The organism is Billgrantia sp. C5P2 (genome assembly GCF_051062895.2).
The window spans coordinates 1,182,719-1,194,600 of record NZ_CM128542.1 but is presented as its reverse complement, the minus strand read 5'-3'; the positions used below and the strand labels follow the sequence as shown (position 1 = coordinate 1,194,600).

General features: G+C 64.2%; 14 protein-coding genes. 1 reads left to right on the top strand and 13 read right to left on the bottom strand.

The window, feature by feature from the left end; genetic code table 11:
• Positions 1 to 7: 7 nt before the first annotated feature.
• The 9 genes from ACRWQA_RS05595 to ACRWQA_RS05555 all read right to left on the bottom strand — a co-directional run bounded on the left by ACRWQA_RS05595 (position 8) and on the right by ACRWQA_RS05555 (position 7,534).
• Entirely contained in the window at positions 8 to 1,246 is a 1,239-nt protein-coding gene (locus ACRWQA_RS05595; RefSeq protein WP_434228788.1) for a DUF945 family protein, read from the bottom strand.
• A gap of 60 nt (positions 1,247 to 1,306) precedes the next feature.
• Positions 1,307 to 1,780, bottom strand: a complete 474-nt coding sequence (locus tag ACRWQA_RS05590) for a phosphatidylglycerophosphatase A family protein (RefSeq protein WP_263580792.1) — start codon at positions 1,778 to 1,780, stop codon at positions 1,307 to 1,309.
• A complete protein-coding gene (gene thiL / locus ACRWQA_RS05585; protein ID WP_434228790.1) occupies positions 1,777 to 2,730 on the bottom strand; it encodes a thiamine-phosphate kinase in 954 nt (317 codons plus the stop codon). The genes ACRWQA_RS05590 and thiL overlap by 4 nt, the downstream gene beginning before the upstream one ends.
• Before the next feature lie 11 nt (positions 2,731 to 2,741).
• Positions 2,742 to 3,248, bottom strand: coding sequence for a transcription antitermination factor NusB (gene nusB / locus ACRWQA_RS05580; protein ID WP_263580794.1), 507 nt, complete (start codon positions 3,246 to 3,248; stop codon positions 2,742 to 2,744).
• The gene (gene ribH, locus ACRWQA_RS05575) at positions 3,245 to 3,748 is read right to left on the bottom strand and encodes a 6,7-dimethyl-8-ribityllumazine synthase (protein WP_434228793.1); all 504 of its coding nucleotides are present in this window, start codon (positions 3,746 to 3,748) and stop codon (positions 3,245 to 3,247) included. Before ribH ends, nusB begins: the two co-directional genes overlap by 4 nt.
• 103 nt (positions 3,749 to 3,851) lie before the next feature.
• Entirely contained in the window at positions 3,852 to 5,006 is a 1,155-nt protein-coding gene (gene ribBA / locus ACRWQA_RS05570) for a bifunctional 3,4-dihydroxy-2-butanone-4-phosphate synthase/GTP cyclohydrolase II (RefSeq protein ID WP_263580796.1), read from the bottom strand.
• A 240-nt stretch (positions 5,007 to 5,246) separates the two neighbouring features.
• Positions 5,247 to 6,383 carry a bifunctional diaminohydroxyphosphoribosylaminopyrimidine deaminase/5-amino-6-(5-phosphoribosylamino)uracil reductase RibD gene (gene ribD / locus ACRWQA_RS05565; protein ID WP_434228795.1) on the bottom strand — a complete coding sequence of 379 codons (1,137 nt, stop codon included), beginning with the start codon at positions 6,381 to 6,383 and terminating at the stop codon, positions 5,247 to 5,249.
• Positions 6,384 to 6,398: 15 nt separating this feature from the next.
• Positions 6,399 to 6,881: a transcriptional regulator NrdR gene (gene nrdR, locus ACRWQA_RS05560; protein WP_263580798.1), complete on the bottom strand. Its 483-nt coding sequence runs from the start codon at positions 6,879 to 6,881 to the stop codon at positions 6,399 to 6,401.
• Between the two features lie 146 nt (positions 6,882 to 7,027).
• Positions 7,028 to 7,534 (bottom strand): copper chaperone PCu(A)C, encoded by a 507-nt coding sequence (locus tag ACRWQA_RS05555; protein WP_434228797.1) that lies wholly within the window; start codon positions 7,532 to 7,534, stop codon positions 7,028 to 7,030.
• Positions 7,535 to 7,731: 197 nt separating this feature from the next.
• Here ACRWQA_RS05555 and dsbG point away from each other — a divergent pair, with 197 nt between their 5' ends.
• Positions 7,732 to 8,487 carry a thiol:disulfide interchange protein DsbG gene (gene dsbG / locus ACRWQA_RS05550; protein WP_434228799.1) on the top strand — a complete coding sequence of 252 codons (756 nt, stop codon included), beginning with the start codon at positions 7,732 to 7,734 and terminating at the stop codon, positions 8,485 to 8,487.
• A 51-nt stretch (positions 8,488 to 8,538) separates the two neighbouring features.
• Here dsbG and ACRWQA_RS05545 read toward each other — a convergent pair whose 3' ends face one another.
• The 4 genes from ACRWQA_RS05545 to ACRWQA_RS05530 all read right to left on the bottom strand — a co-directional run bounded on the left by ACRWQA_RS05545 (position 8,539) and on the right by ACRWQA_RS05530 (position 11,868).
• On the bottom strand, positions 8,539 to 8,952 hold the full coding sequence (locus ACRWQA_RS05545) for a DUF6691 family protein (RefSeq protein WP_434228801.1): 414 nt from the start codon (positions 8,950 to 8,952) through the stop codon (positions 8,539 to 8,541).
• Entirely contained in the window at positions 8,949 to 9,410 is a 462-nt protein-coding gene (locus ACRWQA_RS05540) for a YeeE/YedE family protein (protein WP_263580802.1), read from the bottom strand. Before ACRWQA_RS05540 ends, ACRWQA_RS05545 begins: the two co-directional genes overlap by 4 nt.
• Positions 9,411 to 9,445: 35 nt before the next feature.
• A complete protein-coding gene (locus ACRWQA_RS05535; RefSeq protein WP_263580803.1) occupies positions 9,446 to 10,312 on the bottom strand; it encodes an MBL fold metallo-hydrolase in 867 nt (288 codons plus the stop codon).
• A 146-nt stretch (positions 10,313 to 10,458) separates the two neighbouring features.
• The gene (locus tag ACRWQA_RS05530) at positions 10,459 to 11,868 is read right to left on the bottom strand and encodes an MBL fold metallo-hydrolase RNA specificity domain-containing protein (protein WP_434228804.1); all 1,410 of its coding nucleotides are present in this window, start codon (positions 11,866 to 11,868) and stop codon (positions 10,459 to 10,461) included.
• Between the last annotated feature and the right edge of the window lie 14 nt (positions 11,869 to 11,882).

Sequence of the window (11,882 nt, the reverse complement as noted above, 5' to 3'; positions counted from 1 at the left end):
CAGCAGGCTAGCGCCACAAGGGAGGCAGCGGACGACTATTGACGCGCACCTGGCCCCGCCCGATGTCGATCTCCAGCGTACGAGTATCCAGCGGCAGACCGAGCCATAACGCAACCACGGTGGGCAACTCGTGCCAGGTGAAATCGCCATCGAGGCGCTGCCGCCAGCGCTCCCTGACGACTGGCTCTTCGAGCCCGGCCAGACTGAGCGTCTCCCACCGGCGTCCATCGAAGAACAATGAGCCATCGACTCGTGCAGCCAACCCCAACATCGGGCTATCCAGCTCGAGGCGCTTCAGGTCGAGACGCGGCGAGTCCTGCAAGGTTGCCAGCAGGTGGGGTTCGAGCTCTGCCAGCAAGGCATCCCGGCCGCCCTCGTGGCGACCGCTGGCGGCCAGCTCACGCAACCGCAACATGGTGTCACGAATCGCATCGGCGTTGAGGCGTGAAAGCTCGGCTTCCAGCTGCCCGGTCAACAGGACCTGTTCAGCCGTATGAATTTCGCCCAGGTCGAGATCGAGCTGCATGCGAAGTTCCTGATCGTCCAGCGATATGCGATTCGCCAGGCGGAGGGCGGTAGTATCGAGTTCCAGTTGGGGCTGGTGCCAGGAGAGCGATTCGATCTGCAGCCGATCCTCCTGGGTGAAGGAGTGCGCATCCTCGGTGTAGGCGTACTGGCTGTTGAGAGTGGCGGGGCCGATCTCCAACCGGACGGCACCGTCACTGAGCGTCCACGACTCGAGCTGGGCACGCAGCCGCCAGTTGCCCTGTTCACCACTGAAGCGCAGGCGTCCACCTTCGAAGGTGAGTTCCCGCTCCTGCTGAGTGATGCGCAGGGGAGAGAGCTCGATCCTGCCTTCGAAGATGCCATTCAGGGTATGGTAACTGGCCTCCCACTGGGGCGGAGAGGATACCAGTGAATCGCCGAACAGAGGCACCCCGTCGGGGCCATGGCGCAGCTTCGCCTCACCGTCGAGATGCGTGCTGAGTATTCCATGACGGGCACGGTAGGACAGCTCCAACTGCCACGTCTGGCCCAATAGCGGCGCCAGATGAATGCGCCCGCTCGAAGCCAGCCAGCCCTGCTCCACCTCTACGCGCTTGATGTCGATCTCACCACGCGCTTCCAGGTCGGCGAGTGTACGTACCATCTCGCGCTCGAACAGCCAGCTCGAGACTGCCTGGCCTGCCAGCCAGGCAAGCAGCAGCACGAACAGCAGCGGGACGATGAGCCGTTCCTTGCGCATTGCTTTCGCCTCCCTGTTTTTTGCTTGCGCCAGCCCGTTCAGACCAAGATGCAGTGTAACCTAGTGCAACCAGAGCCAGAGGTGCATCGTGCTCCAGGCGTAGATGGCTGCGAGAACGTCATCGATCATGATGCCGAACCCACCCGCTACGCGCCGGTCGGCCCAGCGGATCGGCCACGGCTTGAAGACGTCGAAGATGCGGAACAGCACGAACCCCCACAGTGCCGCTTCCCAGGAGAACGGCACGGCGGCCATGGTGATCCAGTAGCCGACAAACTCATCCCATACGATACCGGAGTGATCGTGAACGCCGAGATCGCGGGACGTCTTGTCGCATAGCCAGACTCCCGCGACGAAGGAAACCGTCACCAGCGACAAGTACCAGCCCAACGGCAGCTCCGAGAGCAGCCAGTAGAAGGGGATCGCCGCCAAGGTGCCGAAGGTGCCCGGCGCCCAAGGCACGCCGCCGCTGCCCAGGCCGAAGGCGAAGAAGTGAACGGGGCGCCGCCAGACGCTCTGCGGACAGCGGTTCATGACTCACCTCCGCGGAAGTGCTGCCAGCCATGGGCTCCGTCGAGGTCGACCCCCGACACACCGGCATCAGCGCAGACCGTACCGATTGCCGTAAGTGTCAGGCCTTGCCCCGCCAAGCGCCGCTGGGCTTCTTCCAGGGCTTCGCCAGGCAGGCTCACCAGCAGCTCGTAGTCGTCGCCACCGCACAGCGCGGCGCGATAGGCCCCTGGCTCGCCCAGCACCTCACTCAAGCCCGCTGCCAGGGGTAATGCCTCGGGTTCGAGCCGTGCCCCAACGCCCGATGCGGCCAGGATGTGCTCGAGGTCGGCAAGCAGGCCGTCGGAGATGTCGATGGCGGCATGAGCCAAGCCGCGCAGTGCCAGGCCGGCCGCAAGTCTCGGCGTGGGCCTGAGGTAACGGGCCAGCAGCGGATGGCCGAGGTCGCGCTCGCCGCGCTGCCAGAGCGCCAGCCCCCCTGCCCCACCACCGAGAGCACCCGTCACCGCCAGCACATCGCCAGGGCATGCGCCGCCGCGAGTCAGCGCCTCGCCAACGGGCACTTCGCCCATCACGGTAACGCCAACGGCGAGTGCGCCACGGGTTACGTCGCCGCCCACCAGGGCCGTACCGCTGGCCTGGCACAGCGAGTGGAAACCGCGAGCGAATTCCGCCAGCCACGCCTCGTCGTCGTTCTCGAGCGCCAGCGCCATCAGGCACCAGCGCGGCTCGGCCGCCATCGCCGCCAAGTCGCTCAGGCTTACCGCCAGGGCCCGATAGCCGATCGCCTCGGCCGGTGCATCGGCAGGAAAGTGCACATTGGCTACCGAGGTGTCGACACTGACTGCCAGCTGCCGTCCCGGCTGCGGGGCGAGCAGCGCACAATCGTCACCCACGCCAAGCGGCACGCCCGCATCCGGGCCGGGTGCAGCGGGAGTGAAATGACGGGCGATCAGTTCGAATTCACTGGCCACCGATGACACCTTCAGCCGCGACGCGCCCTGACCTCGGCGCTTCGCAACCGGGCGGCCAGCTTGTCGAGGATGCCATTGACGTACTTATGTCCATCGGTAGCGCCAAAGGACTTGGCGAGCTCGACGCCTTCGTTGATCGCAACGCGATAGGGCACCTCCAGCCGGCGGCTGAGTTCATAGGCACCCAGACGCAGGATGGCCAGTTCGATGGGGTCCAGCTCCACCAGGCGGCGATCCAGCAGCGGTGCGATGGAGGCATCCAGGTCGTCACGGAGGCGCACCACGTTGTGCAGCAGCTCGTGGAACAGGGCCAGATCGGCGATCTGCATCACCTTGGCCCAGTTCTCGTGGTCTTCGAGGTCGTCATCGGGCTGCTGACTGCGGAATTCGGCCTCGATGGCCGCCGCCGACTTGCCGGTCATGTGCCACTGGTAGAGGCCTTGTACCGCCAATTCGCGGGCCGCGCGTCGCGCCTGCTGGCTCGCCGACGGGGTGCGCTGCGGACGCGAGTCACTCATGCCTGCTCTCCGCGCTGCAAAACGTCATCACCGAAACCGCGCATCAGCGAGACCATCTCCATGGCGGCCATGGCGGCTTCGGCCCCCTTGTTGCCAGCCTTCGTGCCGGAGCGCTCGATGGCCTGCTCGATCGAGTTGACCGTCAGCACACCGTTGGCGATGGGCGTGTCGAACTCGAGCTGCAAATTGCCCAGCGCTGTATTGCAGCCGCCCGCCACGTACTCGAAGTGGGGTGTGCCGCCGCGAATCACCGCCCCCAGAGCAATCACCGCATCGGGGCGCACCACCTGAAGGGCACGTTTTACCGCCAACGGCAGTTCCCAGGCACCCGGCACGTGAACGATATCGATATTCTCGGCATCCACGCCGTGACGCACCAGGCTATCCACAGCGCCTTCGACCAGGCTGTCGACAACATGATGGTTGAAGCGCCCCACCACGATCACGTAGCGACCGTTGACGTCGACGAAGTCGCCTTCCAGTTGAGACAGGGTATGCATCGCTAATTCCTGAAAATGGTCCTGCTGAATGATACGGATCTTGCTGAAGTCGAGCGGGCCGGCAGCACAAGCCGGGCTCCTTCAACACCTTGGCAACCTCGGCTCAGTCCTGGGCGGACGTCCCCTCTTCACCCGGCGCGATCAGCTCGACCACTTCCAGGTCGAAGCCGGACAGCGCCGAGAACTTCCACGGTGAGCTGAGCAGCCGCATGCGCCCCACCCCGAGGTGCCGCAGAATCTGCGAGCCGGTGCCGATGGTGAGGTAGTTGCCGGCGCCGTCGGAGTCGCTGGTACGCGGCAGGCGGCGGCGCTCCAGGAAGACTTCCAACTGGTCGCGGAAGTCCTGATGCGGCCGGCCATCGTCGAGCAGCACGAACACTCCGTGCTCGACTCGGGCGATCTCTTCCAGTGCGCTGTGGGTCGTCCAGTTGCGGTTCTCGCCCTTCTGCAGACCCAGCAGGTCGCGCATGGCATCGGCCAGATGCACGCGCACCGTGGTCAGGTTGTCGGGGCTCGGCTCGCCCTTCACCAGTGCCACATGGTGTGCATTCTGGATCCGGTCGTGAAAGACGTGCAGGGTCAGCTTGCCTACAGCCGTATCGACCGGCGTGGACTCGACCGGCTCGACCGTTTGCTCGTTGTGGATACGATAGTGGATCAGGTCGGCAATGGTGCCCATCTTGAGGCCATGCTCGGCGGCAAAGCGCTCGAGTTCGGGGCGACGGGCCATGCTGCCGTCGTCGTTCATGACCTCGCAGATCACGCCGCTTGGGTCGAAACCGGCGAGGGCGGCAAGATCACAGGCTGCTTCGGTATGGCCGGCACGGCGCAGCACGCCGCCTGGTTCTGCCATCAGCGGGAAAATATGCCCCGGCTGGACGATGTCCTCGGCACGGGCGTTACGCGCCGCAGCCACCTGCACGGTGCGCGCCCGATCGGCGGCCGAGATACCGGTAGTGACGCCTTCCGCGGCCTCGATGGAGAGCGTGAACTTGGTGCCGAAACCTGAACCGTTGTCGCTCACCATCAGCGGCAGCTTGAGACGCTCGCAGCGCTCGCGGGTCATCGGCATGCAGATCAGGCCGCGCGCGTGGCGCGCCATGAAGTTGATATGCTCGGCCTCGACCTTCTCGGCGGCCATGATGATATCGCCTTCGTTCTCGCGATCCTCATCGTCCATGAGGATCACCATCTTGCCCTGACGGATGTCCTCGATCAGGTCTTCGATGGGAGCCAGGCCCCCGGGGGAAGATTGCACGCTGGAATCTCCGAATGTTCGAACGACGTCATGGGCGACAGTGCACCGCAACAGAACGTTGCAGCCGATATCGCACCACGTTGAATGGGCGTCAGAGTACATTGGCGCGGCTTCGGGCGCCAGTAGCGAGTACATTGGCGCGGTTTCGGGCGCCAGTAGCGAGTACATTGGCGCGGCTTCGGGCGCCAGTAGCAGGTACATTGGCACGGCTTCGGGCGCCAGTAGCGAGCCCCCTTCTCCTCACTCCTGCCTGCGCTCCGGCCGCGCCGTGATGCGCCAGTCGCGGCCGACCGCGCGGATGTCGAGAATCTCCAGCGGGCGCTGCTGTGACATGCGCGTCAGCCCCGGCAAGGCGAACAGCGGGCGTGCCTCGCCGCCGAGCAGGGTCGGCGCCACGAACAACTGCATCTCGTCGACCAGATCGGCGTCCAGCATGGCGCCGGCAAGCGTAGCGCCGGTTTCCAGCAGCAGTTCGTTGATCAGCTCCTGCTCGGCCAGATAGCGCAGCAGCGCATGTAGATCGACGCGCCCTCCCTCGCCGGCCGGCAGCACCAGCACTTCGGCGCCTGCCGCCTCGAGGCGTGCACGACGCTGCGAATCGTAACCCGATACGGTTGCCACCAGGGTGCGCCCCGGCTCGCGCAGGCAGGCGGCGGCCTGGGGCAGGCGCAGTTGAGTATCGACAACGACACGCAGCGGCTGGCGCTCGGCAATGGCCTCGGCATCGTCGATGCCCAACTGATCCGCCCTGACCGTCAGCCGCGAATTGTCGAAGATGATCGAATCGATACCGGTCATGACCGCGCTGGCGCTGGCCCTCAGCCGCTGCACCTCGGCACGGGCGTGGGGCCCGGTGATCCATTGCGATTCTCCCGACTGCATGGCGGTGCGGCCGTCCAGACTCATGGCCATTTTCAGGCGAACGTATGGGCGCAGGCGCGTCATGCGCGAGATGAAGCCGGAATTGAGTGACCTCGCCTCCTCCTCGAGCAGTCCCACCTCCACCTCGATGCCTGCCTCACGCAGCATGGCGATGCCACGTCCGGCCACCTCGGGGTTGGGGTCCTGCATGGCCACCACGACGCGATCGACGCCGGCCTCGATCAGCGCCACCGCACAAGGGCCTGTGCGTCCCTGATGGGAGCAGGGCTCCAGTGTCACATAGGCGGTGGCGCCACGGGCAGTCTCCCCGGCCATGCGCAGCGCATGAATCTCGGCATGCGGCTCGCCGGCGCGCTCGTGCCAGCCTTCGCCGACCAAGCGCCGGTCCTTGACCAGCACACAGCCCACGCGCGGGTTGGGATGGGTGGTATAGAAGCCGCGGCGGGCGAGCTGAAGCGCCCTGGCCATCCAGGCAGTATCGGTCGGCTTGGCCATATCTCTCCTATATCATTAGTCTTCCGCGGTACCAGGCGGGAAACCAGGCTCCTGGGAGAGACGGTCGATCTCGGCGCGAAACTCGTCGATATCCTGGAACCGTCGATAGACCGAGGCGAAGCGAATGTAGGCCACCTGATCCAGGCGCTTGAGTGCCTGCATCACGGCCTCGCCGATATCGCGCGCCTGGATCTCGCGCTCGCCGGTGGCCCGCAGGCGATGGCGAATCCGCTCCACTGCCGCCTCGATGGCTTCGGCACTTACCGGGCGCTTCTCCAGGGCACGCAGCATACCGGCGCGCAGCTTGTGCTCGTCGAAAGTTTCCCGGGAACCATCGGATTTCACCACTCTGGGCATTACCAGTTCGGCGGTCTCGTAGGTGGTGAAGCGCTCACCGCAATCGGTGCACTGGCGGCGTCGGCGCACTTGATCGCCCTCCGCCACCAGGCGGGAGTCGGTCACGCGAGTATCATGGGCGCCACAGAAGGGGCAATGCATGGTATCGATCCGAACGAGGAGCGGGGCGACCCGTTGGTCGCGCATGGTCATGAGTATGAGCTTGTTGACCCGATATTGTACCCGCTCCCCTGCTGGTCGCCCAGCACAGGCATTCGCCATGCTGCCGGGCGGATCTCAGAAAGGCGTCAGTGGTCGTGTCCATGCCCATGATTGTCGCCATGGGCATCGCTATGGTCATGCCCATGGCTGCCCTCCCCATCCACGACGATGCGCCTGACCGGCGCTTCGAGCCGCTGTGACTCGCCCGATTCGAACCTGAGCTCGATTTCGACGGGCTCGCCTTCCATCAGCGGTGCGGTCAACCCGATCAGCATCATGTGCAGTCCACCCGGCGCCATCTCCGCGCTACCTCCAGCGGGCACGACGATCTGCGGCACCTGGCGCATCTGCATCACCCCGTCCACGTTCACATGATTATGCAGCTCCGCTGCTTCTGCTGCCGGCGATTCCGCCGCCACCAGGACGACCTCCCGTTCGCCCGGATTGCGCAGCGTCATGAAGGCAGCGGTGGCCTGTGAGCCGGGCGGTACGGCACGCACCTGTGCCTCTTCGACGATCAACGGATCGGCCAGCGCCGACAGCGATACCAACGACAGACCGACAGCGGCCAGCAGCGCACGGGGCAGCATCATATGGGGGCTCCTTGTTGTATCGTTGAGCATTGGTCATGGATTAGCAGCGACAGCATACTACGACGCTTGCAGGCCAGTGGCCCGGTGCGTCAACCCGACACCCCATACCACCTCGCAGCCATTGACTGCCTCATCTCGGCTGTTTACCCGAGGCGGCTTCAAATTTTTCAGGGCAACTCACTCTCAAGGAAACGAACATGGTTTTTCGCCTCACGCTATTGACTGCCGCCCTGGCCATTCCCACCTTTGCCACGACGCTGCAAGCCGACGACTGGCCGGCGCCCGTTCGCGCTCTAGTCGAGGAGGGGCTCGAGATTCACGGAGAGTTCCAGGCACCAGGGGGCCTTACCGGCTACGCCGCCAGCCACCAGGGCCGCGAGATGACCGTGTTCGTCACTGCCGACGGTGAATATGCCGTGGTCGGCACCATGGTCGATGCCAAAGGCAACGACGTCTCCGAGGCCTCGTTGGAAGAACTGGTGCGCATTCCTCAGGAGAACGAGCTCTGGCAGCGGTTGGAGCAGAGCCACTGGATCGCCGATGGCAGCGCCGAAGCTCCCCGAGTGCTCTACACCTTCACCGACCCCAACTGCCCCTACTGTCGTCAGTTTTGGCAAACCGCCCGACCCTGGGTAGATGCCGGCGAGGTCCAGTTGCGCCACGTCATGGTCGGCGTGCTCGAGCAGGACAGCCCCGCCAAGGCAGCGGCCCTGCTGGGCGCCGATGATCCCGAGGCGGCCCTGCACGACCATAGCAGCGGCGACGATGTCGCCCCCTCGGCCCAGCCCCGAGCCATCGAGGACCAGGTCTACCAGAACAATCAACTGTTCGATGAACTGGGCCTCTATGCCACGCCAACCACGCTTTTCCAGCGCAACGGACGCCTGGAGCGCGTGGACGGCATGCCCGACGAGGAGCGTCTGGTGCAAATGATGGGTGGCGCGGCACCCTGAGAGACATATGCGGCCGCCTCGTGGTCGACGACGAGGCGGCCACGACGACATTCATGCCCGGACAGGAACGGCCCTGGCCAGGAACCAGCCGGCCACCATGGCGATCAGCATGGCGAATAGCGGTGCGGTCAACCCGGCGATCGAGGCGATGGCCGGCCCCGGGCAGTAGCCGGAAAGTCCCCAACCGATACCGAACAGGGCAGCGCCGCCGATCAAGCGGCCATCCAGATCCTGACGGGTGGGGAGTTGGAAGGTCTCGTCCAGCATTGGCCGTTCTCGGCGGAACACGATTCGATAGCCGATGAAGGTCGTGATCACGGCTCCACCGAGAACGAACATCAGGGTCGGGTCCCAGGCGCCGAAAAGATCGAGAAAGCCCAGTACGCGAGCAGGGTCGGTCATGCCGGCAAGCGCCAGGCCCAGGCCGAACAGCAGTCCGGCGATATAGCCCATGAACGTCTTCATACCCCATCTCCCATGACGTGCCGCACCACATAGACGGTGACGATGGCGCATACCAGGAAGGTCGCTGTGGCCACCATCGAGCGGGGCGACAGCCTCGCCAGGCCGCAGACCCCGTGACCGCTGGTGCAGCCACTGCCCAGGCCGGTTCCGACTCCCACCAACAGGCCAGCCACGAGCATGAGCCCCACGCCGCCAGCGGGCTCACCGACCACTTCGCCTGGCGCACCGGCGACATTACCGAGACCACCGCCCAGCAATATGAGCAGCAGCGGGCCGCTGACCAGGCCCAGCACGAAGGCCACGCGCCAGGCGCTGTCGCCCTTGGGCAAGGTCGTCACCAGGCTACCGACGATGCCGCTGATACCGGCGATACGGCCAAGCGTGGCCATCAGCCAGACGGCAGAGAGGCCAATGAGCACGCCACCGGCAAGCCCCTGCAAATTCGCGCTCCAATCCACGTTTTCTCCTTGGATAGATTCAGGCGCAACCGCACTTAGAAGAGATTGATCGGCACCTTGAGGTAGATCTGGCCATTGTCCTCAGGCGGGGGCATACGACCGGCGCGCATGTTGACCTGCACAGACGGCAGGATCAGCTGCGGCATATCGAGGGTGGCATCTCGCTCGGTACGCATCCTGACGAACTCATCCTCGCTGATACCTTCATGCACGTGCACATTGTGTGCGCGCTGTTCGGCCACGCTGGTCTCGTGCTGGTACTCCTCTCGTTCCGGCGCCTTGTAGTCGTGGCACAGAAAGAGGCGGGTTTCGCCCGGCAGCGCCAGCACCTTCTGGATGGATTGGAACAGGGTGCGCGCATCACCGCCGGGAAAATCGCAGCGGGCCGTGCCGTAGTCGGGCATGAACAGGGTGTCGCCGACGAAGGCGGCATCGCCGATCACGTAGGTCAGGCAGGCCGGCGTATGGCCAGGGGTATGCAGCACTCGCCCTTCCAGATGGCCGATAGAAAAAGTATCGCCTTCTTCGAACAGGCGATCGAACTGGCTGCCGTCGCGGGCGAACTCGGTTCCCGCGTTGAAGGCCTTGGCGAAGACATCCTGGACCACGGTGATCCTGGCACCGATGCCGGTCTTGCCCCCCAGCTTCTCATGGAGATAGGGCGCAGCGGAGAGATGGTCTGCGTGAACGTGGGTTTCGAGAATCCACTCGACGGACAGGCCCTCACGTTGAATGAAGGCGACGATCTCGTCAGCCGAGCGAGTATCGGTGCGTCCCGCGGCGTAATCGAAATCGAGGACCGAGTCGAGAATGGCGCAACGACTGCTATCGGGATCCTGCACCACATAGCTGAAGGTATTGGTAGATTCGTCGAAGAAATGGGTCACGATTGGCTTGGACATGGGTCGCTCACCTCGTGATGTCATGGCTTGATCGGCAATATATGATATTAAGGAATATGCTAATAACCATAATAGCAGAACAAGCCTAGCTCATGTCGAATAACCCCGGCATGTGGCAACTTGTCGCATCTTGGTCGGGGTCGGCCTTACAGCTCGATACGGTCGCCGAAGGCGGGGATCTCGGCCTCGATGCCGCTCTCGGCCAGGGCCGATTTCAAGACCTGCTGGGTTTCCGGTTCGCCGTGCACCAAGTAGAAACGAGGGCGTTCACGGAACGCCCCTGCCCAACCTATCAGTTGGCTCTGCCCGGCATGGGCCGAGAAACCGCCGATAGTGTGCACCTTGGCTTTCACCGTCAGCTCCTGGCCCAGCACGCGCACCCGCTCGGCACCGTCGACGAGCTGGCGGCCCAGAGTGCCGGCGGCCTGGAAGCCGACGATCACCAGCCGGGTATTGGGCTTCTCGAGGTTGTAGCGGAAATGATGGACGATGCGGCCTCCGGTACACATGCCGGCCCCGGCGATGATGATCGCCCCGCCGTGAATCCGGTTGATGGCCATGGACTCCTCGACCGTGCGCGTCATGCGCAGAATGGGCAGGTAACGGCTGGTGTCGCCGCTGGCAGCGATATTGAGCACCTTGAGATCATCGGCATCCAGCGACTTGCGTGCTCGGTGATAGAGTTCGGTGACCCTGATCGCCATGGGGCTGTCGAGGAAGACCATCTGCTGGCGCAGCCGACCCTCGTGGTAGAGCACGCTCAGGTGGTAGAGAATCTCCTGGGTTCGCCCTACGGCAAAAGCGGGTATCAGTACGTTGCCACCACTGGCATGAGCCTCTTCCAGCACTTGGGCGAATTCCTCGAGCGTCTCCGTGAGAGGTCGATGGTCGCGATCGCCGTAGGTGCTCTCCATCAATACCAGATCGGCATCGTATAGCTTGACCGGTTCCTTCATCAGCACCGAACTGGCATTGCCCAGGTCTCCCGAGAAAACGAGACGCTTCGTCTTCCCCCCGGAGGGCACCGACAGTTCGACGATCCCCGAGCCCAGGATATGACCCGCATCGTGGAATGTCAGGGACACGCCACCGGGTAGTGGTACGGGCTGACCGAAGCCGTGGGACTTGCACAGCCCCAGTGTGCGTTCCACGTCTTGAAGCTCATAGAGCGGTTCGACCAAGGGCCTGTCGTTGCGCTTGCGCCACTTGTTCTCCCACTCGACGTCCTTGGCCATGATGAAAGCGGCATCCTCGAGCATGATATCGAGCAGGTCGCGCGTGCCGCGGGTGCAGTGGATCGGCCCGTCATAGCCTTCGCGGACCAGCTTGGGCAACAGCCCGGCATGATCCAGGTGCCCGTGCGAGATCACCACCGCATCAAGCTGTCTGGCCAAGGCGCCGAAGGGAGTCGCATTGGCGGCGTCCGCCTCCTTCCCTCCCTGGTGCAGGCCGCACTCCAGCAGTATGCGATAGGTGCGTTCTTCGCTCTCCACCTCGATCAGGTAACGCGAACCGGTGACTTCTCCCACTGCGCCCTGAAACGTCAATGTCGACATAAGCTGATGGCCTT